At 66.2% G+C, this 22,910-nt stretch carries 22 protein-coding genes and 1 tRNA gene; 11 read left to right on the top strand and 12 right to left on the bottom strand.

Going from position 1 to position 22,910, the window contains the following annotated elements:
- The first annotated feature begins 11 nt into the window (after positions 1–11).
- Positions 12–2,288, top strand: a complete 2,277-nt coding sequence (gene rpoD / locus ACYP5B_RS16395) for an RNA polymerase sigma factor RpoD (RefSeq protein ID WP_400095584.1) — start codon at positions 12–14, stop codon at positions 2,286–2,288.
- Between the two features lie 27 nt (positions 2,289–2,315).
- A tRNA-Ile gene (locus ACYP5B_RS16390) sits at positions 2,316–2,394 on the top strand.
- 124 nt (positions 2,395–2,518) lie between these two features.
- On the opposite strand, the gene ACYP5B_RS16385 is transcribed toward ACYP5B_RS16390, so the two are convergent.
- Positions 2,519–2,842: a hypothetical protein gene (locus tag ACYP5B_RS16385; protein WP_400095583.1), complete on the bottom strand. Its 324-nt coding sequence runs from the start codon at positions 2,840–2,842 to the stop codon at positions 2,519–2,521.
- Between the two features lie 267 nt (positions 2,843–3,109).
- On the opposite strand from ACYP5B_RS16385, the gene ACYP5B_RS16380 reads away from it, so the two are divergent.
- Complete coding sequence (locus ACYP5B_RS16380; protein WP_459570410.1) at positions 3,110–3,637, top strand: DUF3455 domain-containing protein; 528 nt, start codon at positions 3,110–3,112, stop codon at positions 3,635–3,637.
- 82 nt (positions 3,638–3,719) lie between these two features.
- Here the strand turns inward: ACYP5B_RS16380 and ACYP5B_RS16375 are convergent, their stop codons facing one another.
- Positions 3,720–4,187 (bottom strand): hypothetical protein, encoded by a 468-nt coding sequence (locus tag ACYP5B_RS16375; protein WP_400095579.1) that lies wholly within the window; start codon positions 4,185–4,187, stop codon positions 3,720–3,722.
- 126 nt (positions 4,188–4,313) lie between these two features.
- Positions 4,314–5,222 (bottom strand): LysR family transcriptional regulator, encoded by a 909-nt coding sequence (locus tag ACYP5B_RS16370; RefSeq protein WP_459570409.1) that lies wholly within the window; start codon positions 5,220–5,222, stop codon positions 4,314–4,316.
- Between the two features lie 111 nt (positions 5,223–5,333).
- Here ACYP5B_RS16370 and ACYP5B_RS16365 point away from each other — a divergent pair, with 111 nt between their 5' ends.
- Both ACYP5B_RS16365 and ACYP5B_RS16360 read left to right on the top strand, forming a co-directional pair.
- Positions 5,334–6,212 (top strand): NmrA family NAD(P)-binding protein, encoded by an 879-nt coding sequence (locus tag ACYP5B_RS16365; RefSeq protein ID WP_459570408.1) that lies wholly within the window; start codon positions 5,334–5,336, stop codon positions 6,210–6,212.
- Positions 6,213–6,450: 238 nt separating this feature from the next.
- A complete protein-coding gene (locus tag ACYP5B_RS16360; protein WP_459570407.1) occupies positions 6,451–7,281 on the top strand; it encodes an aldo/keto reductase in 831 nt (276 codons plus the stop codon).
- Between the two features lie 7 nt (positions 7,282–7,288).
- On the opposite strand, the gene ACYP5B_RS16355 is transcribed toward ACYP5B_RS16360, so the two are convergent.
- Complete coding sequence (locus ACYP5B_RS16355) at positions 7,289–7,834, bottom strand: GNAT family N-acetyltransferase (RefSeq protein WP_400095573.1); 546 nt, start codon at positions 7,832–7,834, stop codon at positions 7,289–7,291.
- Between the two features lie 107 nt (positions 7,835–7,941).
- Positions 7,942–8,736, bottom strand: a complete 795-nt coding sequence (locus tag ACYP5B_RS16350) for an IclR family transcriptional regulator domain-containing protein (protein ID WP_400095571.1) — start codon at positions 8,734–8,736, stop codon at positions 7,942–7,944.
- A gap of 168 nt (positions 8,737–8,904) precedes the next feature.
- Here ACYP5B_RS16350 and ACYP5B_RS16345 point away from each other — a divergent pair, with 168 nt between their 5' ends.
- Both ACYP5B_RS16345 and ACYP5B_RS16340 read left to right on the top strand, forming a co-directional pair.
- Positions 8,905–10,533, top strand: a complete 1,629-nt coding sequence (locus ACYP5B_RS16345; protein ID WP_400095600.1) for an acyl CoA:acetate/3-ketoacid CoA transferase — start codon at positions 8,905–8,907, stop codon at positions 10,531–10,533.
- A 211-nt stretch (positions 10,534–10,744) separates the two neighbouring features.
- Positions 10,745–11,743, top strand: a complete 999-nt coding sequence (locus ACYP5B_RS16340) for a Bug family tripartite tricarboxylate transporter substrate binding protein (protein ID WP_267603913.1) — start codon at positions 10,745–10,747, stop codon at positions 11,741–11,743.
- A 298-nt stretch (positions 11,744–12,041) separates the two neighbouring features.
- Here the strand turns inward: ACYP5B_RS16340 and ACYP5B_RS16335 are convergent, their stop codons facing one another.
- Both ACYP5B_RS16335 and ACYP5B_RS16330 read right to left on the bottom strand, forming a co-directional pair.
- Positions 12,042–12,827, bottom strand: a complete 786-nt coding sequence (locus tag ACYP5B_RS16335) for a flotillin domain-containing protein (RefSeq protein WP_459570406.1) — start codon at positions 12,825–12,827, stop codon at positions 12,042–12,044.
- A 61-nt stretch (positions 12,828–12,888) separates the two neighbouring features.
- Entirely contained in the window at positions 12,889–13,383 is a 495-nt protein-coding gene (locus ACYP5B_RS16330) for a hypothetical protein (RefSeq protein ID WP_400095567.1), read from the bottom strand.
- A gap of 472 nt (positions 13,384–13,855) precedes the next feature.
- Between ACYP5B_RS16330 and ACYP5B_RS16325 the strand changes: the two genes are divergently transcribed.
- Positions 13,856–15,349 (top strand): DEAD/DEAH box helicase, encoded by a 1,494-nt coding sequence (locus ACYP5B_RS16325; protein ID WP_459570405.1) that lies wholly within the window; start codon positions 13,856–13,858, stop codon positions 15,347–15,349.
- A 92-nt stretch (positions 15,350–15,441) separates the two neighbouring features.
- On the opposite strand, the gene gluQRS is transcribed toward ACYP5B_RS16325, so the two are convergent.
- Both gluQRS and ACYP5B_RS16315 read right to left on the bottom strand, forming a co-directional pair.
- Positions 15,442–16,374 carry a tRNA glutamyl-Q(34) synthetase GluQRS gene (gluQRS, locus tag ACYP5B_RS16320; RefSeq protein ID WP_459570404.1) on the bottom strand — a complete coding sequence of 311 codons (933 nt, stop codon included), beginning with the start codon at positions 16,372–16,374 and terminating at the stop codon, positions 15,442–15,444.
- Between the two features lie 26 nt (positions 16,375–16,400).
- Positions 16,401–17,324: a LysR family transcriptional regulator gene (locus ACYP5B_RS16315; protein WP_400095563.1), complete on the bottom strand. Its 924-nt coding sequence runs from the start codon at positions 17,322–17,324 to the stop codon at positions 16,401–16,403.
- A 151-nt stretch (positions 17,325–17,475) separates the two neighbouring features.
- Between ACYP5B_RS16315 and ACYP5B_RS16310 the strand changes: the two genes are divergently transcribed.
- Both ACYP5B_RS16310 and ACYP5B_RS16305 read left to right on the top strand, forming a co-directional pair.
- A complete protein-coding gene (locus ACYP5B_RS16310; RefSeq protein WP_459570403.1) occupies positions 17,476–18,174 on the top strand; it encodes a pirin family protein in 699 nt (232 codons plus the stop codon).
- 159 nt (positions 18,175–18,333) lie between these two features.
- Positions 18,334–19,326, top strand: coding sequence for a CobD/CbiB family protein (locus tag ACYP5B_RS16305; protein WP_459570402.1), 993 nt, complete (start codon positions 18,334–18,336; stop codon positions 19,324–19,326).
- 58 nt (positions 19,327–19,384) lie between these two features.
- Here the strand turns inward: ACYP5B_RS16305 and ACYP5B_RS16300 are convergent, their stop codons facing one another.
- From ACYP5B_RS16300 to ACYP5B_RS16290, 3 genes are read right to left on the bottom strand one after another with little or no spacing between them, the layout of a single operon-like run.
- Positions 19,385–19,693: a putative signal transducing protein gene (locus tag ACYP5B_RS16300; RefSeq protein ID WP_459570401.1), complete on the bottom strand. Its 309-nt coding sequence runs from the start codon at positions 19,691–19,693 to the stop codon at positions 19,385–19,387.
- A gap of 54 nt (positions 19,694–19,747) precedes the next feature.
- Positions 19,748–20,779, bottom strand: coding sequence for a ribosome small subunit-dependent GTPase A (gene rsgA / locus ACYP5B_RS16295; protein WP_459570400.1), 1,032 nt, complete (start codon positions 20,777–20,779; stop codon positions 19,748–19,750).
- Positions 20,776–22,023: a M48 family metallopeptidase gene (locus ACYP5B_RS16290; RefSeq protein WP_459570399.1), complete on the bottom strand. Its 1,248-nt coding sequence runs from the start codon at positions 22,021–22,023 to the stop codon at positions 20,776–20,778. The genes rsgA and ACYP5B_RS16290 overlap by 4 nt, the downstream gene beginning before the upstream one ends.
- 195 nt (positions 22,024–22,218) lie before the next feature.
- Here ACYP5B_RS16290 and orn point away from each other — a divergent pair, with 195 nt between their 5' ends.
- On the top strand, positions 22,219–22,863 hold the full coding sequence (orn, locus tag ACYP5B_RS16285; RefSeq protein WP_400095557.1) for an oligoribonuclease: 645 nt from the start codon (positions 22,219–22,221) through the stop codon (positions 22,861–22,863).
- Positions 22,864–22,910 lie beyond the last annotated feature (47 nt).

The following is a 22,910-nucleotide window of genomic DNA, read 5'->3' as shown; positions in this document are numbered from 1 at the left end:
CGTCTGTACCTGTGAAAGGCAAGAGTATTACCGTGGCGAAACAGCAGAATACCGAAGTCGAGAGCAAGAAAACGGCAGCGACCAGCGCCAAGACCGGAAACGCCAAGCCAGGCGCTGCCGAGCCCGAGGCCACGCCGCATGCCACAACTTCCGCCCCCGTTGCATCCGAGCGTCCCGCCGCTCCGGCCGTCAAGCCGGAGCCGAAAAAGCGTGGCCGCAAGCCCAAGGCCGGAGCGCAGCACGACGACAGCACACCAGACGACGTGACTGAAGAGCTTTACGAAGACGAGATCCCCGCGGCCGCAACGCCGACTGCCGCGCCCAAGAGCGAGAAGCAAAAGGCGCGTGACCGCAAGGCCAAGGAAAAGGCCCTGCTCAAGGAGTTCGCCTCGACGCAGCAGGGTACCGAGGAAGAACTGGAAGCACGCCGCCAGAAGCTCAAGGCGCTGATCAAGCTCGGCAAGTCGCGCGGCTACCTGACGTACGCGGAAATCAACGATCACCTGCCGGACGACATGGTCGATTCGGAAACGATCGACACGCTGGTCGCCACGCTCAACGACATCGGCATCGCCGTCTACGAACAAGCGCCCGACGCCGAGACGCTGCTGCTCAACGACAACGCACCGTCGGCCACCAGCGAAGAAGAAGCCGAAGAAGAAGCTGAGGCTGCACTTTCCACCGTTGATTCCGAGTTTGGCCGCACCACCGACCCCGTGCGCATGTACATGCGCGAGATGGGCACGGTGGAGCTGCTCACGCGCGAAGGCGAAATCGAGATCGCCAAGCGTATCGAGGCCGGCCTGAAAGACATGGTGATGGCGATCTCCGCCTGCCCGGTCACGATCTCCGAGATCCTGGCGCTGGCCGAGCGCGTTGCCAGCGATGAAATCAAGATCGACGAGTTCGTCGACGGCCTGATCGACCCGAACGCCGTGGACGTGCCCGCGGCTCCCCCGGCGCCGGCCGTGGTGGTGGCCGCCGAGGAAGACGACCTGGAATCGGACGGCGAAGATGCCGACGAAGACGAGGACGACGATGCCGGCGGCCTGGCTGCCTCCGCGCGCCAGCTCGAGGAACTGAAGCAGGCCGCGCTGGAAAAATTCCGCGTGATCGCCGAGCAGTTCGACAAGATGCGCCGCTCGTTCGAGAAGGAAGGCTACAAGTCCAAGTCCTACGTCAAGGCCCAGGAAGCCATCCTGAACGAACTGATGAGCATCCGCTTCACCGCCCGCAACGTCGAACGCCTGTGCGACACGCTGCGTGGCCAGGTGGACGAAGTGCGCAAGCTCGAGCGCTCCATCCTGAAGATCGTGGTGGACAAGTGCGGCATGCCGCGTGCGGATTTCGTCGCCCGTTTCCCGGGCAATGAAACCAACCTCGAGTGGATCGACACGATCATCAAGGACGGCAAGTCGTACAGCACCATCGTCGAGCGCAATGTGCCGGCCGTGCGCGAGTTGCAGCAAAAGCTGATCGACCTGCAGATGCGCGTGGTGCTGCCGCTGAAGGAGCTCAAGGAAGTCAACCGCAGGATGAGCGAGGGCGAGAAGCGCGCCCGCGAAGCCAAGCGCGAGATGACCGAGGCCAACCTGCGCCTGGTGATCTCGATCGCCAAGAAATACACCAACCGCGGCCTGCAGTTCCTCGACCTGATCCAGGAAGGCAATATCGGCCTGATGAAGGCGGTGGACAAGTTCGAATACCGCCGCGGCTACAAGTTCTCGACCTACGCGACGTGGTGGATCCGCCAGGCCATCACCCGCTCGATCGCCGATCAGGCGCGCACCATCCGTATCCCGGTGCACATGATCGAGACGATCAACAAGATGAACCGCATCTCGCGCCAGATCCTGCAGGAAACCGGCAATGAGCCGGATCCGGCAACGCTGGCCGAGAAGATGGAGATGCCGGAAGACAAGATCCGCAAGATCATGAAGATCGCGAAGGAACCGATCTCCATGGAAACGCCGATCGGTGACGACGACGACTCCCATCTGGGCGACTTCATCGAAGACACCAACACGCTGGCCCCGGCCGAGGCGGCACTGCACGGCTCCATGCGCGACGTCGTCAAGGACGTGCTGGACTCGCTCACGCCGCGCGAAGCCAAGGTGCTGCGCATGCGTTTTGGCATCGAAATGAGCACGGACCACACGCTGGAAGAAGTCGGCAAGCAGTTCGACGTCACCCGCGAGCGGATCCGGCAAATAGAAGCCAAGGCATTGCGCAAGCTGCGTCACCCGAGCCGCTCTGATAAGCTTAAGAGTTTCCTCGAAGGTAGTTGATCGGTATCATGCCGGTCTGACTTTCCTGGGCCTCTAGCTCATGCCTGGTTAGAGCAGCGGACTCATAATCCGTTGGTGCCGTGTTCGACTCACGGGAGGCCCACCATTGTTGAAAAAGCCCCGCAGGTTTTTCTGCGGGGCTTTTTCTTTGCCGCGGCGTTTCCGCTGACTTGCGTATCGCAGCCTGGCCGCCGCCATATTGCCGTCCCGGATCAAATCAGGCGGCGCTGCTATTTGTCCATGCCGGTAGCGGGCGCTTTCTTGTGGCTTGGTGCCTTGCCAGCCGCTTTCTTGCTCGGAGTCTTTGAGTCGGTGAGCGCCGAAGCCGTGTTCTGATTGGCACCCTGGGTGTACGGGTCAAACTTGTCATTGGCCTTTGCTGTGTCTGGCACGTAGCCGTCTTTGTTGGTCGTGCGCTGGGGGTCCGGCACGTAGCCTTCCTTGTTGGTACTACGCATGTTGTAGTCGTAGCGATCCGCCGGATTTGCGGGGCCGGCGGCGTAGACGGTACCAGGTAGGAGAACTGCAATTGCCAGTGCGATAGCGATCTTCATGGATGACTCCTTCCAATCAAAGTCGATGCAAAGCCGATGGCCCTCGCGCGCTCACCTGGCGCGGCGGTCCGCTTATTAGCGTAGCCGTCAGCCTTGCAAAGTTCCAGTGGTCGTTTTGCGGTGAGCCCAAGTATGTAGTTCGCTACTTCAACCGTGTCCAACCGTATCCAGCCGCAATGCGGGCGATTGGCAATGCCGCGATTGCCGGCGTTTCCTTGTCATCGAGCCGGGGGTACTATTCTGACCAGCCTCGGGCAAGGAGGCTGTATGTGGCAAGATTTCCGCAGTAGTCGCAAATCGCATCGCATCGCCCTCGCCGGGGCATGCTTGTTGGCCTCCTGCGCCATTGCCCGGGAGACGGCTCCGCCCGAACTCCAGCCCGCCGACGCACGTCGTACGATCGCGACCCTGCACGCATCCGGCGTGCAGATCTATGTGTGCAAGCGCGATCAGGGCAATTCATTGGCGTGGGCGTTCAAATCCCCGGAAGCGGATCTGCGCGACGCTTCCGGCAAGCTCATCGCCAAGCATTACGCCGGGCCGACCTGGGAGGCGCCTGACGGCAGCAAGGTGACCGGCAAAGTATTGCGGCAGGCGGCAAATGCGCGGGCGCCGGACAGCATTGCGCTATTGCTGTTGCAGGCGACGAGTTCCGGGGGGACAGGCCTGCTTGCGGCCGTGCATTACGTTCAGCGATTGAACACCCAAGGCGGCCTCGCGCCCGCTCAGGCCTGCACCCAGGAAGGACAGGAAAGCCGCGTGCCGTATCGCGCGGATTACATATTCCTCGAGTAGCCAGGCCTCGCCGAGGCAGGTGCGTTCGCTCTTATTGCGTTGCCATCCATGATGCTTGGATGAGTCTTGACGCGCCAGGTTTTCAGAGCTTCTGCACGGCGGCAAGGTCGAATATCTTTGCCCAGCGCAATGCTTCTTTCCGACTCGCCATGGGGATATGCCAACTGCCTTGCGCATTGTGTTCAAGACGTAATGCAAGCATCCATTTGCCGCCGTTCTCCAACGCGCTGGCACCCGCTATATCCGCAAAAATAAACTTCGCCTGCTGCCCGCCGACATCCAGCACGCCACGCTTGCGCTCCGGATCCACGCGCATCGTCCCCCACGCTCCCTCCAGCGACAGGATGCGCTCGCCCTTGATCTTGACCCCGTGGATCGCGCGATAGCGGCGGACCAGGCTCGCGACGAATACCGCGAGCAGCGCCGCGCAGAACGCGACTGCGGCGGTCCCGGCGATCGCGCCATAGGCCGCGGCCACCGTTGCGTACAGGCGGACCGCACCGTAGATGAGGGCGGCGATCAAGGCGAGGCCGGCGATGATGAATGGCACGTCTTTTCCTTTAAAGATATTGCGGTGAATGGATTGGCCCGCCGCTATGGCGGCTATGGCGGCTATGGCCGCTGCGACGCCCGCAGCGATCACCCGTTATTCTGGTGTTGCTGATGGGCACCGCACCTATCGCTCGCACAAGGACACCACGAAATCCACGAAGGCCCGCACCTTCGCCGGCAGGTGCTGCCGCGACGGATACAGGGCGTAGAGGGGAAAGCGCTCGTCGGGCCAGTCGGTCAGCACCGGCACCAGCCGGCCCTCGGCCAGTAGCGCCTCCGAACCGAACTGCAGCACCTGCGCGATGCCGTGGCCGCCCAGGCACACGGTGTGCATGACGCTGGCGTCGTTGACGATCAGGCGGCCCCTGGCCTGGACGACAAGGCGCTCGGCGCCGCGATGGAATTCCCAGGGAAAGGGCCGGCCGGTCTCGGGGTCGCGATAGTGGATGCAGGCATGCTCGCCGCGTTCCAGATCCGCCGGCGTGCGCGGCGTGCCGCGGCGCTTCAGGTAGGACGGTGCGGCCACGGTGATCACCGGGATATCCATCAGCTTGCGCGCCACCAGCGTGGACACGCGCGGAAAGCCAAAGCGAAAGGCCAGGTCGAAGCCGTCCGCGATCATGTCGCCGAGATGGTCGCGCACCACCAGGTCCAGCGTGAGGTGTGGGTGCGCGTCGACGAAGCTGCCTAGCTGCGGGCCCAGCACGAGGCGCGAGAACAGCGGATCGACGTTGACCCGCAAGCGGCCCCGTACCGCGGCCACGCCCTGGGCGGCGCCGGCCGTGGTCTCCTCCAGCTGCGCCAGCAACGGCACGATGTCATCAAAGAAGCGCCGGCCGTCGTCGGTCAGCGTGACGCTGCGGGTGGTGCGGTCGAACAGGCGGATGCCGAGCCGGTTCTCCAGCCGTGCAATGGCGCGGCTGACGCCGGACTGCGTCATGTCCAGGGAGGCGGAGGCGCGCGCGAAGCTGCCGTGGTCCACCACCGCCATCAGCACGCCGATACCGTCCAGCATCCGCTCGTCGAATCCCATATCGATGCCCCGCAGTCATCAATCAAGTGACGGGCATGTTATCGCTAAATGCCGCGCCGCGAACCACAATCCCGTCACCGCGGCACAAGCCGCAAGCGACTGGAGAAGAGGATGTTCGCAGTGACTGGCATTACCGGACAAGTTGGCGGCGTGGTGGCTCGCGCGCTGCTGTCGGCAGGCAAGGACGTGCGCGCGGTGGTGCGCTCGGCGCACAAGGGCGACGCCTGGGCGGCCCAGGGCTGCGAGGTCGCGCTCGCCGCGATGGACGATGCGCAGGCGCTGCGGCGCGCCTTCAGCGGCGTGGAGGGCGTGTTCGTGCTGCTGCCGCCTACGTTCGATTCCAGCGCCGACCTGCGCGAGTCGCGCGGCGTCGTGGCGGCCTTGCGCGAGGCGCTGCAAGCGGCGCGGCCGCCACGCGTAGTCTGCCTGTCGACGATCGGCGCGCAGGCCAGCCAGCCCAACCTGCTGCAGCAGCTCTCGCACATGGAGCGCGAGCTGGGTGCGTTGGCGACATCGATATCGATGCCTGTGGCCTTCCTGCGCGCCGGCTGGTTCATGGAGAACACCGTGTGGGATATCGAGCCCGCCCGCAGCAGCGGCATCATCCCCAGCTACCTGCAGCCGCTGGACCGGCCGGTGCCGATGGTCGCCACCGCCGACGTCGGCCGGGTCGCGGCAGCGTTGTTGCAGCAAGCGTGGCAGGGCCGGCAGGTGGTCGAGCTGGAAGGCCCGCGCCGCGTCACGCCACTGGAGATCGCGGATACGCTGTCGGCGCTGCTGGGCCGCCCGGTAGCGGCGCAGCCGGTGCCGCGCGACACCTGGGATGCGGTGTTCCGCGCGCAGGGGATGCGCAACCCCGTGCCGCGCATGCAGATGCTCGATGGCTTCAACGCCGGCTGGATCGGCTTCGAGGCCGGCGAGGCGGCGACCCGCAAGGGCACCGTGACGCTGCGTACCGTGCTGGCCGGGCTGCTTGAGCGCGGGCACTGAATGCCGGAGTTCACCCTTCAACCTGGGTTCAACCTGGGGCCAGCCTGATGCATGCGACTCGTACCGTCCTGATCCTGGGCGCCTCCCGCGGCCTTGGCTGGGGACTCGCGCGTGAATATCTTCGCGGGGCCTGGTGTTTGTCGACTACCGCAACGAAATACTGCCTTGGTGATGACCGTCCGGCGCCGCCGGGCAGACGCCAAGCACACGGTTCATCAAGCGATATTGGAGCCACGCTATGGAATACCTGCAATCGAATGGCTTGAACATGCCGCGCCTGGGCCTTGGCACCTTCCGCATGCAGGGCGAGGTCTGCCGTGCCGCGGTGGAAAGCGCGCTGGAACTTGGCTATCGCCACATCGACACGGCCGCGATGTATGGCAACGAGGACGCCGTGGGCGCGGCGCTGGCGGCGTCGGCGCTGCCGCGCGCGGCGCTGCATGTCACCACCAAGGTCTGGCACGACCAGCTGGCGCCGGATGCGATCCACCGCTCGTTCGATGCCAGCCTGGGTCAGCTCGGTCTGGACTACGTCGACCTGTTCATGGTGCACTGGCCGGCGGCGGACATGAACCTGCCCGCCATCTTCGAAACGCTGGAGCGCCTTCGCGAATCGGGCCGCACGCGCGCCATCGGCGTGTGCAATTTCACGGTGGGCATGGTGCGCGCGGTGGTGGAGGAGATCGGCATTGCGCTGGCCTGCAACCAGGTCGAGTACCACGTGCTGCTGGAGCAGACGGTGATGCGCCGCTACCTCGCCAGCCATTCGATGGCGCTGGTGGCGCATTGCCCGCTGGCGCAAGGGCGGCTGGCGGAGCATGCGGCGCTGGTCAGCGTCGCGGCCCGGCATGGCGCCACGCCCGCGCAGGTCGCGCTACGCTGGTTGCTCGACCAGGACGGCGTGGCCGCGATTCCCAAGGCGCAGCGGCGCGAGAGCCAGCAAGCCAACCTCGATGCGCTGAAGCTGCGGCTGGACGACGAGGACCGCCGCGCGCTTTGCGCCTTGCCGAAGGACCAGCGCTTTGTCACACCGCCCTTTGCGCCCGCCTGGGACCGCGCCGGCGACTAACCAGCAACTAGCCGGCGCTCTTGCGCACCACGGGCCGGGTGAAGATCAGCGCCGTCTCCGTGCCGGCGGTGTCGGGGTCGTATAAGTCCCAGTCCATCCCGCACAGTGAGAATCCCAGCGCGCGGTAAAAGCCGATGGCCGGGTAGTTGGTGTTCTGTGTTTCGGCGCGCAGGCAGCGCGCCGGCGTACCTTGCAGCAGGCGATTGATCTCCCCCAGCAGCACGCGGCCGATGCCGGTGCCACGGAACGCGGGCGCCACGAAGATCGCGCTCAGCAGCGCGGACCGGTTCCAGGCCTCCAGCCTGACGGCCGCAAAGCCGCCGATATCGCCGCTCGCGCTCTCGAAGACCAGCGCATGGTCGGCCCTGGCGCAGTCCTGCTCGAAACCGGATGGGTCGTAGTGGTTGAGCACGGGTTGGCCCAGCACCTGCTCCACGAGCCAGATGCCCAGCGGGCCGCTTTTGACCGCATAGATGCGATCGGTCTCGTAGGTGGTGTCGAGCTTGAGGATGCCGGCGCCGTCACGCGCCCAGTCGAGCGGTCTGATAGTCATGCGGTGATGCTTTCAAGTGCGTTTCATGCCGGCCTTGACCCGTTTCCCATTCTAGGCTTCGTGCAGCGGTTGTGCCTCGGTTGTGCCTCGCTTGGGCACTCAAGCCTTCAGCGCCGTCGCAGCAACGCCTCGATCTCTCCTGCGGCGTGCCTGAGCGCCGGTAGGTAGTGCTGCTCCAGGTGCGCCGCATCCCGGCTGCCGAGCACCATGCTGAACCCCAATCCCGCCACCACCTTGCCGGACTCCGCGCGCACCGGCACCGAGATGCCGGCGAAGCCGTCGACCAGTTCGCTGATCAACGTGCAGTAGCCGTCGCTGCGCACCTGCTTGAGCGTGCGCGCCAGCGCCGTGCGCGAGCTGACCGTGAACGGGGTGAGCTTGCGCAACTGCGCGGTGGCAAGGTAAGCCTCCAGCGCCTTGTCGTCCAGCCCGGCCAGCAGCACGCGGCCGAGCGAGTGGGCGTAGGCCGGCATGCGCCGCCCTACGCCCATGTCGACCCGCAGGATCTGCGGCGGTTCCTCGCGCGCCACCAGCGCCACCGCTTCGCCGTCGAGCACGCCCAGCGAGCAGGTTTCCTCCGCCTGCTCGGAGAGCGCCTTGAGGTAAGGCCCGGCCAGCTGCGGCAGGTTCATCGATGCAAAGTACGCGTATCCCAGGTCCATCACGCGCGGGGTGATGGAAAAGTCCCGGCCATCCTGCGCGACATAGCCGTTGTGCTGCAGGGTCAGCAGCAGCCGCCGCGCCGCGGCGCGGGTCACGTCGAGCTGCTCCGCTACATCCTGCATGGTGAGGCTCCCGGCGCCGGAGGCGAACAGGCGCAGCAGTGCCAGGCCATTGGTCAGCGAATCGAGCAGCTCTTCCTTTTTCTGCGGGTTGGCCAGGGGCGTTTCGGGGCTGTTCATGGAGTGAGGAGGCGGAAATAGGGTGATTTTAGTGCGCTGAACGCACTTGCGCGATGCCGGCATGACTACGTATGATAGGCTTTTTGCGAACAAATGTTCGCGGAATTCGGTCCGGCGCAGCGCGTGCAGGCAGCACGTGGCGCCAAGAAGAACACGATGGAGACAGCCATGAAGGTCATCAGCGCGCAGCAGGCTGCTGCGCTCGTGCAATCCCAGTGGACCGTGGCCAGCGCAGGCTTCGTTGGCGCCGGCCATGCCGAAGCGGTGACGGACGCGCTAGAGCGCCGTTTCCTGGAGACGGGCATGCCGCGCGACCTGACGCTGGTGTATTCGGCGGGGCAGGGCGACCGGGGCGCGCGCGGGGTCAACCACTTCGGCAATGCCGGCATGACCGGGCGCATCGTGGGCGGGCACTGGCGCTCCGCCACGCGCCTGGCCACGCTCGCCATGGCCGAGGCGTGCGAGGGCTACAACCTGCCGCAAGGCGTGCTCACGCACCTGTACCGCGCCATCGCCGGCGGCAAGCCCGGCGTGCTGACCAAGATCGGCCTGCACACCTTTGTCGATCCGCGCACCGCGCAGGACAGCCGCTACCACGGCGGCGCCATCAACCGCAGCGCGCAAGCGGCGATTGCCGAGGGCCGTGCGAACTGGGTCGAGGCGGTCGATTTCCGCGGCGACGAATACCTGTTCTATCCGAGCTTCCCGATCCACTGCGCGCTGATTCGCTGCACCGCCGCCGATACGCGCGGCAACCTGAGCACGCACCGCGAGGCCTTCCACCACGAACTGCTGGCGATGGCGCAGGCGGCGCACAACTCCGGCGGCATCGTGATCGCGCAGGTGGAGTCGCTGGTGGATCACCACGACAACCTGCAGGCCATCCACGTGCCCGGCATCCTGGTCGACTACGTGGTGGTGAGCGAGAACCCGGCGCATCACCAGATGACGTTCGCGGAGCAGTTCAATCCGGCCTACGTGACGCCCTGGCAAGGGGAAGGTGCCAGCACCGCCGGCGCCCCTGCGCCCGAGATGCCGTCCGTGCTCGACGCCCGCACCATCGTGCAGCGGCGCGCGGTGCTGGAGCTGGCGCGCCGGCAGCCGCGCGTGGTCAACCTCGGGGTTGGCATGCCAGCCGCCGTCGGCATGCTGGCGGTGGAGGCCGGCGTCGACGGCTTCACGCTCACGGTGGAAGCCGGCCCGATCGGCGGCACGCCGGCCGACGGCCTCAGCTTTGGCGCGTCGGCGTATCCGGAAGCGATCGTCGACCAGCCGGCGCAGTTCGATTTCTATGAGGGCGGCGGCATCGATCTCGCCATCCTCGGGCTGGCCGAGCTGGATGGGCACGGCAACGTCAATGTCAGCAAGTTCGGCGAAGGCGCCGAAGCGTTGATTGCCGGCGTCGGCGGCTTTATCAACATCACGCAGAGCGCCAAGGCCGTGGTCTTCGTCGGCACGCTCACCGCCGGCGGCCTGGAGGTGCGCGCCGAGAATGGCTCGCTGCGCATCACGCGCGAAGGCCGCGTGAAAAAGATCGTGCCGCAGGTTTCGCACCTCAGCTTCAACGGCCCTTATGTGGCCTCGCTGGGCATCCCCGTGCTCTACATCACCGAGCGCGCCGTCTTCGAGATGCGGCCCGATGCCATCGGCGCGGAGTGCCTGACCCTGATCGAAATCGCGCCGGGCATCGACCTGCAGCGCGATGTGCTGGACCAGTGCGCCACCGCGGTCAGCGTGGCGCCTGACCTGCGCACCATGGATGCGCGGCTGTTCCGCGCCGGGCCGCTGAAGCTCTGACGCCCTAACGCTCCAACGCTTTGATGCCATGAAGCCGGCGAGCCTTGGCCCGCCGGCCAGCGGCCCGATAACAAGCGACCGGCCATGACCGGTCATGGAGGAGGCCATCGAAGCTTTGTCCCGTCTTTCCCGTTGGTTTTTGCTGGATCGTCGACACGCGCGGGCTGTGGAGCCGGCACGCGTCATTGCTGGATTACGTTTCAAGTTCATCATGCAGAAGACAAACCGTCGTATCTTTTCGCGCCGCCTGGGCGCGGCCATCCTGGGCGCAGCCCTGCCGCTGTGCGCGCCCCAGGCATTCGCGCAGGCCTATCCCACCAAGCCGATCCGCCTGGTGGTGCCGTTCCCGCCGGGCGGCCCGACCGATACCGCCGCGCGCATCATCGGCCAGAAGATGGGCGAATCGCTGAAGCAGACCGTGGTGGTGGACAATCGCCCGGGCGCCTCCGGCACGATCGGGGCGCAAGCCGTCGCCAAGAGCGCGCCGGATGGCTACACGCTGATGGTGCTGGCCACGCCCACGTTGCTGGCGCCGCACCTGATCAGCCGCAAGGGCTATGACATCTTCAAGGATTTCACGCCGATCGGCTCCGCCTACGACCTGCCCATCGTGATGGTGGTCAATCCGCAGGCCATGCCGGACGTGACCGGCCTGCAGCAGTACATCGCCCGCGCCAAGGCCAAGCCCGGCGCGCTCAACTACACCAGCGCGGGCAACGGCAGCTTCGGTCACCTGTCCACCGAGCTGCTCAAGAGCCTCGGGCACTTCGATGTGCAGCACGTGCCTTACAAGGGCAGCGCGCCGGCGATCTCCGATCTGCTGGCCGGCCAGGTGCCGATGATGTTCTCGGACATGATCGCGGCGCTGCCGCATATCAACGCCGGCAAGCTGCGCCCCATCGCGGTGGGCTCGGCCAAGCGCGTGAGCTTCACGCCGGATGTGAAGACGGTGGCGGAGCAAGGCTTCCCCGGCTTCGAGGCAACCGCCTGGGGCGGCCTGCTGGCACCCGCCGGCACGCCCGAGGACGTGATCGCCAAGCTGTCGGCCGAACTGAAGGCGGCACTGGCGGATCCCGTGGTGCAGGAAAAGATGCTGGGCGCGGGCACGGTCGCTGCCTACCAGCCGCCGGAGCAATTGGCGTCGCGCATGCGCAGCGATTACAAGAAGTGGGGCAAGGTGATCCAGGACAACGGCATCAAGAGCGACTGAGATTGACAGGTTGAATCGATCGTTGCCGGCCTCGACTGGATCGGTCGTGGAGGAAGGCCGGACACGCGAGTTGGTCCGGCCTTTTTCTTTTCAACCCAACCGCGGTTTCGGCGTGCCCTCAAGAGACAGACGTTTCCATACGTTACGTGCCGCTTGTCCGGGCCTCATGGCTGGTCGTCGCTGGTGGCGGAGTCGGGCGCGAAGCTGGATCAAGCGCCAGAGCCGCTAAAGCAAAACGGGCCGCATGCAGTGGATGCATGCGGCCCGTTGTCTAGCCCGCTAGCTGGTCAGCCAGCCATCAGTTGCTGGCGTTGCTTCCCGGCTCGACCTTCGACGCGTTGCCTGCATAGTTGGCATGCTTCAGCGGCAAGACCTGCGCGTCGTCCGTGTGCGAGGCTGCCGCGGCCAGGCCGGGAACCAGGCCCTGCAGCGAGCCGCCGGTCAGGCCCACTTCCTTGAGCAGCGAATCGATCAGCGGCGCATGCGCGCGGTAGGACAGCGCGGCGGACATCGCCTGTTCGGCGAAATTGCCGTTGCCATTGCCGTTGCTGCCATTGCCGCCACCGTTGCCCGCGTCGCCGGATCCCGCCGAGCCGCCGCGATTGAGGCCGTCGACCTGGATGATCTTGATGCCGTCGATCGCCTTCATCGGCTCCACGGTCTGCTGGATCACGCCCGGCAGCGCCTGCAGCAGCGCCAGCTTGAACTTCAGGCTGGTCTGGTCGGACGACAGCGCGTTGATGGCGTCGTTGAGCGCGCGCTGTGCTTCGGCCTCGGCCAGGCCCTTCTTGCGCGCGGCCTCCGCCAGTTCGACGATGGCAGTGGCCTGCATCTGCGCGGCCTCGCGCTCTGCGCGGGCCTTGGTGGTGACGTGCACGGCCTGCGTCTCGGCTTCCTGCGCCGCCTCGATCAGGGCCACCTGCTTGGCCCGGTCGGCCTCCGCCGTGCGCCGCGTGGTCTCCACCATCTGCTCGGCCTTGACGGCTTCGGCCAGCGCCTCATTGGCGCGGCCCTGCGCCTGCGATTGCGCCTCCGATTTGGCAGCGATCACGATGGCCTTTTCCTGCTCGGCGATTTCCGTCACCTTGGCCTGCTCGATAAGACGCCGCTTGGGCGGCGATGGCGCAACACAAAAGTAAGGAATTTCAGGTGGCTTGCCGGGCGCTCTGGATCAGTTTTGCCAGTTCTAACACTTCCGGGATATAGGCGTCCAGTACGGCGGGGTCGTAGGCTGGCGTGCGCTGGGTCACCCCCAGGCGCAGCAGGCCCAGCAGCATGCGCATGGCGCGGGCGGTGAGGCGCGCCTCCAGGTCGCGCGCCTGCGCCGGGGCCTGGTCGCCGGCAGGCACGCCGGCAATCAGGCTGGCCATCAGCTCGGGCAGCTGCATGGCCAGCAGCGGGACGATGGCTGAGTGCAGTTGGTGGTCGTGCTCCAGGGCCTGCGTGGCCTCGAGCAGGGGGCGCACTTGCTCGCGCAGCAGCGAGACGCAGCCGACGTAGTCGCCTGAGCCGTCGGCGCGCCGGCGCGCATCGGCAAGCAGGGCGCGGATCTTGTCGCTGGGACTGCTGGCGCCGGCCAGCTGGATGCCGGCCAGCCAGGCGAGGTCTTCTTCGGGGATTCGGACGGAGACGGTTTGCATCGGGATCGGCCAGCGGCCTGAAGTGACTCACTGGAACCAAGCATAGGTCGCGCGTCATCGTTTGTATACGTTTGAAAACAAAAAATGACAACTACGATCCAGCGCGCTTGCCGGATAAGGGCGGCGGCCAGGCGCCGGGACTTAACGGCAACACGGCTGGTGACATAAAGTTGAAATCCGCAACGCCGAAACTGGCGTTGCCGCCACACCCGTACTACCCTTAAATGGGCCGCTAATGCTACAATCTAAGTCTTTGATTTACATGAGCTATTGATCGCGCGGCGGAATTGCCCACGCAAGGGCCCACGCAAGGGCCCACGCAAGGCACGGACAGACGACGGTTTGCAGTGGCGTGCGCCAGCACAGCGCGCCCCACGTGGCCGGCCCTTAAATCCATGCGCAGATCTCGCCCGCTCGGTTCAAGACGCGTGTCCGTTGGCGCCGGGTTCGCCTCCTGCAAGACACGGAAACCATGACGACTACGACCACTGACCAGACCACCCCCGAGATCACCTTCGACAGCTTCGGGCTAGATGCTCGCATCCAGCGCGCGCTGTCCGAGCAGGGCTACACCAAGCCCACTCCCATCCAGGAGCAGGCGATTCCCGTGGTGCTGCAGGGCAAGGACGTGATGGGCGCGGCCCAGACCGGCACCGGCAAGACCGCTGGCTTTGCGCTGCCGATCATCCAGCGCCTGCTGCCGCTGGCCAGCGCCAGCGCCTCGCCGGCCCGCCATCCGGTGCGCGCCCTGATGCTCACCCCCACCCGCGAGTTGGCCGACCAGGTCTACGACAACGTGGCCCGCTACGCGCGCTTCACGGACCTGCGCAGCACGGTGGTGTTCGGCGGCGTCGACATGAACCCGCAGACCGAGGCCCTGCGCCGCGGCGTGGAAATCCTGGTGGCAACCCCGGGCCGGCTGCTCGACCACGTGCAGCAAAAGTCGGTGAACCTGTCGCAAGTGCAGATGCTGGTGCTGGACGAGGCCGACCGCATGCTCGACATGGGCTTCCTGCCCGACCTGCAGCGCATCATCAACCTGCTGCCGGCACAGCGCCAGACGCTGCTGTTCTCGGCCACCTTCTCGAACGAAATCAAGCGGCTGGCCGCCAGCTACCTGCGCCAGCCGGTCACCATCGAAGTGGCGCGCAGCAACTCTGCCAACGAGAACGTGCGCCAGACCGTGTTCCAGGTCGAAGACGGCCACAAGCAGGGCGCCGTGGTGCACCTGCTGAAGAAGCGCGCCGCCGAAGGCATGTCGCGCCAGTGCATCGTCTTCGTCAACAGCAAGATCGGCTGCTCGCGCCTGGCGCGCCACCTGGAGCGCGAGGGCATCAACGCCGCCGCCATCCACGGCGACAAGACCCAGACCGAGCGCATGCAGACGCTGGAAGGCTTCAAGCAAGGCTCGATCGACGCACTGGTCGCCACCGACGTGGCGGCGCGCGGCCTCGACATTCCCGACATGCCCTGCGTGATCAACTTCGACCTGCCGTTCAGCGCCGAAGACTACATCCACCGCATTGGCCGTACCGGCCGTGCCGGCGCCAGCGGCGATGCCATGTCGATCTACGTGCCGGGCGACGAGCGCCTGCTGGTCGATATCGAGAAGCTGCTCAAGCGCAGCATCCCGCGTACGCCGCTGGAAGGCTTCGACCCCACCGGCGCTGGCACCCGCGCCGAAGAGAACGACCGCCGCCGTGCCCGCACCGAAGTGCGCCGCCCGCGCGCCAATGGCGACGGCGAAGAGCCGCGTGCGCGCCGCAACGATCCGGCCAGCTCGCGCAATGCGTTCCGCCCGTCCTCCGACGATTCCTTCTTCACGCGTCCTTACGAGCCGAGCGCCGCGGCGGTTGCCGCGCAGCCCGACGTGACGGACAACAATGCCGCCGCCTTTGGCCGCGGCCGTCCGGCGCCCAAGCGGCAGCTGGCGGCACTGCTCGGCGGCGTGCCGCGCAAGTCCTGAACGGGCCGGCGCGACACGTAGCGAATCGCTGCCGCTGCAGCAAACAAGAAAGGCGCCCTCGGGCGCCTTTCTTGTTTTGGACTTCATGCCATTCAGGTGTGTGTCGTCGCTTCGCCGTGCGCTTGGGCAGGCAGGCGTTCCAGCAAGGCCGCCCAGCCGGTCGTGGCGTCGCTCAGCCAGCTCTGCACCGATTGCGCCGCGCTCGCCAGGCCCAGGTGCGCGCCGGCCATGCGCAGTGCCGCCAGCGGATCGAGATCGTCGATGGCCTGCGCGCCGCTTTGCTTGCTGAGCTTCTCGCCTAGCGCGTTGGTCACCACCGGCACGTGCAGGTACGACGGCGTGGGCAACCCTAGCAGATGCTGCAGGTGGATCTGCCGCGGCGTGGAGTCGAGCAGGTCGGCGCCACGCACGATATGCGTGATGCCCTGGTGGCCATCGTCGACCACCACCGCCAGCTGATAGGCCCACAAGCCATCGGCACGGCGCAGCACGAAGTCGCCGAGCTCGGTCGCGAGGTCCTGGCATTGCCGGCCTTGCCAGCGGTCGTCGAAGCAGATCAGCGCGGCGTCGCCGTCCGGCACCCGCACCCGCCAGGCGCGGGGCGGCTTGCCATGCAGGCCGTCGCGGCAGGTACCGGGATAGCCCAGCGTCTGGTGGCGCGCGCGCGCGTGCAGCAGCGAGTCGGCGATCTCCTTGCGCGAACAGCCACAGGGATAAGTCCGGTGGTCGGCATCGAGCTTGCGCAGTGCCTCGGCGTACAGCGCTTCGCGCCGGCTCTGCCATTGCGGCGGCTCGTCCGGATGCAGGCCCAGGCGCGCCAGTGCCCGCAGGATCTGCTGGTCCGCGCCGCGCACGCAGCGCGGATAGTCGATGTCCTCGACGCGTACCAGCCAGCTGCCAAGGTGGGCGCGCGCGTCGAGCCAGCTGGCCAGCGCGGTGACCAGCGAGCCCATATGCAACGGGCCGGTGGGGGAGGGCGCAAAGCGGCCCCGGTAGCCGGGCGCCGGGCTCGGTCGGGTAGGCATGGCGAAAACAGGTGTGGGTCGGGCGGTTAGTCAGGCTGGCCCGGTTGCTGCTGGAGCAGGGCTTGCGCCAGGCGCGGGTCTTCCAGCTTGTTGGCCCACCATTGCAGCGCCTTGCCGCGCGTGTTGGTGCGCCAGGCTACCTTGAAGTTGCCGGGGGCGCGCACCTCCAGGGTTTCGCGCGCCTGCAGCACGCCGCTTTCGATAAAGGGCTGCGCCATGGGCGCCGGCAGCCAGCCGCACCCCAGGCCGCGGATCTGGGCTTCGAGCTTGTCGCGCATGGTGGGCACCACCAGCACGTCCTGCCCGGCGAGCACGCCATGGGTGCGGGCCGGCAGGTTGCGCGAGGTATCGCCCACGGCCACGATGCGGTGCTTGGCGATCTGCAGCGTGGTCAGCGGGCCGGGCTCGGTCGCCAGCGGGTGATGCGCGGCCACCGCGAAGACAAACGGCATGGAGCCGAGCGGGCGCACCTGGAAGCCCTGGGTGCTGGGCGCATCGTAGGCGCCGCCGATCACCAGGTCGGCGCGGCTGCTGACCAGCGCATCCCAGGCGCCGCCCAGCACTTCCTTGGCAAAGCGCAGCCGGGTGGCATCGTTCTCGTTGTAGAAGTCCTGGATCACCGGCAGCAGGGCGCGGAAGTTGATCAGGTCGTCCACCACGATGGTCAGCGCGGCTTCCCAGCCGGTGGCCAGCCGCTTGACGCGGCGGGCCAGGTCGTCGGCGGCATGCAGCAGGTGGCGGCCTTCGTCCAGCAGGGCGCGCCCGGCGGGCGTGAGCTCGGCGCGGTGGCGGCGGCGGTCAAACAGCAGCACGTCCAGGTCTTCCTCCAGCTTGCGCACCACGTAGGTGAGCGCGGAGGGCACTTTGCCCATCTCGTGCGCGGCGGCGGCAAAGCTGCCCTTGCGCTCGATGGCGTCAAGAACTTCCAGGGATTCGAGAGAGAGTGCCATGTTCAGAAATTCTGAATGAATGCTTCTAAGATCGACCTGCTTAATATACGCCTGCCGCTCTAAACTGCCTAGTATTGAAACGTAGCGCAAGGCCAGGACTAGGTTTAGACCGGTTCCTGATGCCGATGTGGCCTGAAGGAGGGCCGTCAAAATGATTGAAATCAGAAAGGCGGGTGAACGTGGTTATGCCGATCATGGCTGGCTCAAGTCGTACCATACGTTTTCCTTCGCGGATTACTACGATCCCAGGCACGTCCAGTTCGGGCCGCTGCGCGTCATCAACGAAGACCGTGTAGCCCCGGGCATGGGGTTTGGCACCCATGGCCACCGCGACATGGAAATCATCAGCTATGTGCTGGAAGGCGAGCTGGCCCACAAGGACAGCATGGGCAACGGCAGCGTGATTCGCCCCGGCGACGTGCAGCGCATGAGCGCGGGCACCGGCGTGCGGCACTCGGAGTACAACCACGCTGCGCACGACACCACGCACTTCCTGCAGATCTGGATCCTGCCGGAGAAGGCCGACCTGAAGCCCGGCTATGAGGAAAAGCACTTCCCGGCGGCCGACAAGCGCGGCCGGCTGCGCCTGGTGGGCAGCCGTGACGGCGCCGAGGGCTCGGTGGTGATCCACCAGGACATGCGCCTGTATGCCGGCTTGTTCGATGGTGACGAGTCCGCCACGCTGGCGCTGGCGCCCAAGCGGCGCGCCTATGTGCATGTGGCGCGTGGCCGCGTCACCGTCAATGGCAAGGCGCTGGAAGCGGGCGATGCCGCACAGCTGCAAGGCGCCGAGGCCGTGACCCTGACCCACGGCGATGGTGCCGAAGTGCTGGTATTTGATCTGCCCTGAGGCGTTGCTTCGGCAGCCTGCAGCCCGCCCGCTCAGCCGGCGGGCTGCGGTGCCTTGTCTGGGCGGGTTTGCCGTATGCTATCGTCTTGCTATAGATAAGCGATCAGCCCGGCACACGCGCCGCCTGATGCGCCCTGGCCATCGACACCCAGACCAGAGATGACATTTGTATCCGTTCTCCTCGCGCTGATCGCCGAGCAGTTCCGCGCCCTGGGCCGCAACAATCCGATCTACGACATCGTGCGCGTTCTTGCCGAGCGCGCCGAGCATGCCTTTGACACCGGGCGGCCGCGCGATACCGCGCTGGCCTGGTTCACTGTGGTGCTGCCGCTCACGCTGACCGCCATGGTGGTGCACTACCTGCTGGCCTCCATCAGCGTGGCACTCACGCTGGTGTGGAATGTCCTGCTGCTCTACCTCACCCTCGGTTTCCGGCAGTTCAGCCACTTCTTCACCGATATCCACGAAGCGCTCAACCGCGACGACCTGCCGCGCGCCCGCGCGCTGCTGCACCAGTGGACCGGCCTCGAAACCATCGAAATGCCGGTCACGGAAATCGTCCGGCACACCCTGGAAGCCGCCATCGTGGCGGTGCACCGGCATGTGTTCGGGGTGTTCTTCTGGTTCCTGGTGCCGATCGGCCCGGGCGGCGTGGTCTTGTACCGCATCGCCGAGTACCTCACCCGTCACTGGAATATCCCGTCCACGGAGCGCAGCCCCGCGCTGGGCCGCTTTGCCGCGCGCGCCTTCTACCTGCTGGACTGGATTCCCTCGCGGCTGACCTCGGTCGGCTTTGCCATCGTCGGCAATTTTGAGGACGCGGTCTACGCATGGCGCAACCACGCGCGCAAGTGGAACGATGCCGTCAACGGCATCCTGCTTGCCAGCGGCGGCGGCGCGCTTGGCGTGCGCCTGGGCGTGCCGCTGGCAGAGGAAAGTTCTACAGTGGTGCTGCGCACCAGCCTGGCCGGTCCGGCGGTGGACTATGCGCCAGGCATGGAAGACGACACCGAGCCCGAGGCAGTTGCGCCGGAATTCGGCATGGAGCCAAACGTGCGCACGCTGCAATCGGCCATCGGCCTGGTGTGGCGTGCGGTGGTGCTGTGGATGCTGCTGCTGGCGATGTTGTCACTGGCGCTCTGGGTGGGCTGAGCCAATCCCGCTGTACCCGTTGACCATCGACGCCCGCGCTTGCCGCGGGCGTTTTGCTTCAGGGTTGCCGCGGCGCGCCGCACTGCCAGCACGAGCCGAACTGCGCCTCGTGCCATTCGCCGCAGGACACGCAGGCCCATCGCGGCCCCGGCGTCGGATTGGCGGCGGCGCGCAATACCTCCCAGGCCTCGGCCTCCCGTTCATCGTCGATCAGCCAGACCTGGGGCGCGCTCTCGCGAAACGGGATATCGCCCATGGCGCCGGCCAGCCAGGTATTGCGCAGGTCGGCACGGATGCCGGCGGCCTCCAGCACGTTCTGGCAGTGCGCCGCATAGACCAGCGATGGGGTGGATAGCAGTAGTTTCATCGGGATCGGGTGCGCCGTATGCTCGTATGCCCGCATGCGGCGCACCCGATTACCTTACCACGGCTTTTGCTGGCGGGATTCGTGCAGCAGTTGCGTGTAGAGCTGGTGGCGCCGTCCCGAGATCTCGCCGGCCTTCATCGACGCCAGCACGCCGCAGCCAGGCTCGTTGATGTGGTGGCAGTTGTAGAAGCGGCACTCGGTCAGGCGCGGGCGGAACTCGGGAAACGCGCGCTCCAGCATGCCTTCGCTCAGGTGGTGCAGGCCGAACTCCTGGAAGCCCGGCGAATCGATCAGGCAGCCGCGCTGGCGCGCTTGCGGATCCACGCCGTCCTTGCCGTCCACTTCACCGTCCACTTCGCCATCCACGCTGGCGGGCAGGTGGTAGAGGCGCGTGAAGGTGGTGGTGTGCTTGCCCGAATCCAGCTTGGCGGAGATTTCGCGCGTCTGCGCTTCCACGCCCGGGATCAGCAGGTTCAGCAGCGAGGATTTGCCCATGCCCGACTGACCGATCAGGATGCTGGCGCGGTGCGCCAGCTGCGGGCGCAGTTGCGCCAGCGTATCTTCCGGCGATCCGTGCACCGACAGGAACAGCGTCTCGTAGCCCAGCCCGCGGTACAGCTCGAGCCGGCCGCGCGCTTCTTCCAGCCGCTCGGTCAGGTCGATCTTGTTGAGGATGATCAGCGGGCGGATGCCCAGTGCTTCGGCGGACACCAGCGCGCGGCCCAGCAGGTCTTCCGAGAAGCCCGGCTCGGTCGCCAGCACGATCACCACCTGGTCGATATTGGCGGCGAGCAGCTTGGACTTGAACTGGTCCGATCGATGCAGCAGGTTCTTGCGCGGCTTGAAGCCGGTGATCACGCACTGGTCGGACGCGGCGCGCTCGATGGTGACGCGGTCGCCGACCGCGCATTCGCTGCGCTTGCCGCGCGGGAAGCCGTGCAGGCGGCTGCCGTCGTCCAGCTCGATCACATAGTGGCGGCCGTGCGCGGCAACGATCAGCGCTTCCTCGGCGGCGGCGCCATTGGCATTGGCTTTGGCAGGGCTTGCGGCGCGCTGCGGGCCTCCCCGGCTGGCGGCGCGGCTCATGCGTGCGCCAGCAGGCGGTCGATCCGCTGTGCTGCTGGTGGGTGCGAGTAATAGAAGGCGCTATAGATCGGGTCGGGGGTCAAAGTAGAGGCATTGTCCTTGTAGAGCTTGACGAGGGCCGAGACCAGGTGGCCGGCATCGGTCTGGCCGGCCGCAAACGCATCCGCCTCGAACTCATGGCGGCGCGAGGTCTGGCTCGCCAGGGGACCGAGCAGGAAGGTGAACACCGGCAAGGTCAGAAAGAAGAGCACGAGGGCAAGGGCGTGATTGGTGGTGCCAAGATTGGGCAGCACGCCCAGGCCGGTGTAGAACCACGTGCGGCTGGAAAGCCAGCCCAGCGCGGCGAGGAAGACCAGGCTCAGTGCAAAGCTGACCAGCATGCCCTTGAGGATATGGCGCCGCTTGAAGTGGCCAAGCTCGTGCGCGAGAACCGCTTCGATCTCGTCGTCGGCAAGGCGCTCCATCAGGGTGTCAAAGAAGACGATGCGCTTGGCCGCGCCGAACCCGGTGAAGTAAGCATTGCCGTGCGCGCTGCGCTTGCTGCCGTCCATTACGAACAGGCCGCGGCTGCGAAAGCCGCACTTCTGCAGCAGGCGCATGATGCGGGCTTCCAGCGTAGCGTTGGCGAGCGGCTCGAAGCGGTTGAACAGCGGCATGATCACCGACGGGGCAATCATCTGCACGAAGATCGTGAAGGCGATCCACGTCAGCCAGGTCCACGCCCACCAGTACTCGCCCATATGGGCCATGAGCCACAGCACGGCGAGCAGCAAGGGCAGGCCGAGCACACAGCCAACGGCGGTCATCTTCAGCATGTCGGCCAGGTACAGCTTCCAGCTCATGCGGTTGAAGCCAAAGCGCTGCTCGATGCCGAATTGCCCGTAGAGCGAGAAGGGCAGGTCGACCAGGCCGCCGATCACGGCCACGCTGGCAATCAGCGCCACGCTGTAGGCGTATCCCGGGCCAAAGGTGTCGATCCAGAACTGGTTGATCCACTGCAGCCCGCCCAGCATGGTCAGCACGATCAGCAGCGCGGCGCCGGCCAGCACCTCCAGCATCGACAGCCGGGTGCGGGCGATGGTGTAGTCGGCTGCCTTCTGGTGCGAGGACAGCGAAATGGTGTCGGCGAAGCGGGCAGGGACCGCATGACGGTGTTGCGCCACATGGCGCACCTGGCGGGCGGCCAGCCAGAGCTTGGTCAGCACCATCAGCATCAGGGCGGCTAGGAACAGAAACGTGAACATCGGGCAGAGCCTTGTCGTGTGAAGCCTTGGCGTGCGCGGTGGCGGCCGGACCGCCGAAGCGGGTTTCCGGGCGCATTGGAACCGGCTGCGGCGGCGGATATGCGAGAATTATAAGTTGTTCGTGCCCGCAGCCCCGTGTTCCTGATCCGGGGCTCGGGCGCGCCCCCTTTTGCTTCTCTTTCGATTGCAGTCCAGATGACCAGCCAAAATACCCACGTCCCCAGCGGCGTCAAATCCGTCAAGAGCGAAAACAACCTGATCTGGCTGGACATGGAGATGACCGGCCTGATGCCTGACACGGACCGCATCATCGAGATCGCGATCGTGGTGACCGACTCCGAACTCAACATCCTGGCCGAAGGCCCGGTGCTGGTGATCCACCAGGAAGACGCCGTGCTCGATGGCATGGACAACTGGAACAAGGGCACCCACGGCCGCTCGGGCCTGATCGACAGGGTCAAGGCCTCGACCCTGACCGAGGCGCAGGCCGAGGTCGAGCTGCTGGCTTTCCTCAAGCGCTGGGTGCCGGCCGGCAAGTCGCCCATGTGCGGCAACTCGATCTGCCAGGACCGCCGCTTCATGGCGCGCTACATGCCCAAGCTGGAGGCGTTCTTCCACTATCGCAACCTCGACGTCTCCACGCTGAAGGAACTGTGCAAGCGCTGGGAGCCGGCCATCCACAAGGGCTTCATCAAGCGCCAGCTGCACACCGCGCTGGCCGATATCCTGGAGTCCGTGGAAGAGCTGCGCTACTACCGCACGCACTTCATCCGCCAGTCGGCGCCGGCGGCCGCCCCCGCGGCCGAGGCGAGCGCAACGCCGGCTTCCCCGGCCGCCTGATTCTTCCCCCACCCATGTCATTGCCAAGGCGCCCTGCGGGGCGCTTT

It is taken from the genome of Cupriavidus sp. 8B, assembly GCF_054589115.1.
Note: the sequence above shows the minus strand (reverse complement) of the source record. Positions and strands in the feature narration are given on the sequence as shown.

What these genes read in the sequence shown, in the direction of transcription:
- ACYP5B_RS16385 (WP_400095583.1), bottom strand. Translation starts at nt 2,842, where the DNA reads ATGAAGATCGCTATCGCACTGGCAATTGCAGTTCTCCTACCTGGTACC.
- ACYP5B_RS16380 (WP_459570410.1), top strand. Translation starts at nt 3,110, where the DNA reads ATGTGGCAAGATTTCCGCAGTAGTCGCAAATCGCATCGCATCGCCCTC.
- ACYP5B_RS16370 (WP_459570409.1), bottom strand. Translation starts at nt 5,222, where the DNA reads ATGGGATTCGACGAGCGGATGCTGGACGGTATCGGCGTGCTGATGGCG.
- ACYP5B_RS16365 (WP_459570408.1), top strand. Translation starts at nt 5,334, where the DNA reads ATGTTCGCAGTGACTGGCATTACCGGACAAGTTGGCGGCGTGGTGGCT.
- ACYP5B_RS16360 (WP_459570407.1), top strand. Translation starts at nt 6,451, where the DNA reads ATGGAATACCTGCAATCGAATGGCTTGAACATGCCGCGCCTGGGCCTT.
- ACYP5B_RS16355 (WP_400095573.1), bottom strand. Translation starts at nt 7,834, where the DNA reads ATGACTATCAGACCGCTCGACTGGGCGCGTGACGGCGCCGGCATCCTC.
- ACYP5B_RS16350 (WP_400095571.1), bottom strand. Translation starts at nt 8,736, where the DNA reads ATGAACAGCCCCGAAACGCCCCTGGCCAACCCGCAGAAAAAGGAAGAG.
- ACYP5B_RS16345 (WP_400095600.1), top strand. Translation starts at nt 8,905, where the DNA reads ATGAAGGTCATCAGCGCGCAGCAGGCTGCTGCGCTCGTGCAATCCCAG.
- ACYP5B_RS16340 (WP_267603913.1), top strand. Translation starts at nt 10,745, where the DNA reads ATGCAGAAGACAAACCGTCGTATCTTTTCGCGCCGCCTGGGCGCGGCC.
- ACYP5B_RS16330 (WP_400095567.1), bottom strand. Translation starts at nt 13,383, where the DNA reads ATGCAAACCGTCTCCGTCCGAATCCCCGAAGAAGACCTCGCCTGGCTG.
- ACYP5B_RS16325 (WP_459570405.1), top strand. Translation starts at nt 13,856, where the DNA reads ATGACGACTACGACCACTGACCAGACCACCCCCGAGATCACCTTCGAC.
- gluQRS (WP_459570404.1), bottom strand. Translation starts at nt 16,374, where the DNA reads ATGCCTACCCGACCGAGCCCGGCGCCCGGCTACCGGGGCCGCTTTGCG.
- ACYP5B_RS16315 (WP_400095563.1), bottom strand. Translation starts at nt 17,324, where the DNA reads ATGGCACTCTCTCTCGAATCCCTGGAAGTTCTTGACGCCATCGAGCGC.
- ACYP5B_RS16310 (WP_459570403.1), top strand. Translation starts at nt 17,476, where the DNA reads ATGATTGAAATCAGAAAGGCGGGTGAACGTGGTTATGCCGATCATGGC.
- ACYP5B_RS16305 (WP_459570402.1), top strand. Translation starts at nt 18,334, where the DNA reads ATGACATTTGTATCCGTTCTCCTCGCGCTGATCGCCGAGCAGTTCCGC.
- ACYP5B_RS16300 (WP_459570401.1), bottom strand. Translation starts at nt 19,693, where the DNA reads ATGAAACTACTGCTATCCACCCCATCGCTGGTCTATGCGGCGCACTGC.
- rsgA (WP_459570400.1), bottom strand. Translation starts at nt 20,779, where the DNA reads ATGAGCCGCGCCGCCAGCCGGGGAGGCCCGCAGCGCGCCGCAAGCCCT.
- ACYP5B_RS16290 (WP_459570399.1), bottom strand. Translation starts at nt 22,023, where the DNA reads ATGTTCACGTTTCTGTTCCTAGCCGCCCTGATGCTGATGGTGCTGACC.
- orn (WP_400095557.1), top strand. Translation starts at nt 22,219, where the DNA reads ATGACCAGCCAAAATACCCACGTCCCCAGCGGCGTCAAATCCGTCAAG.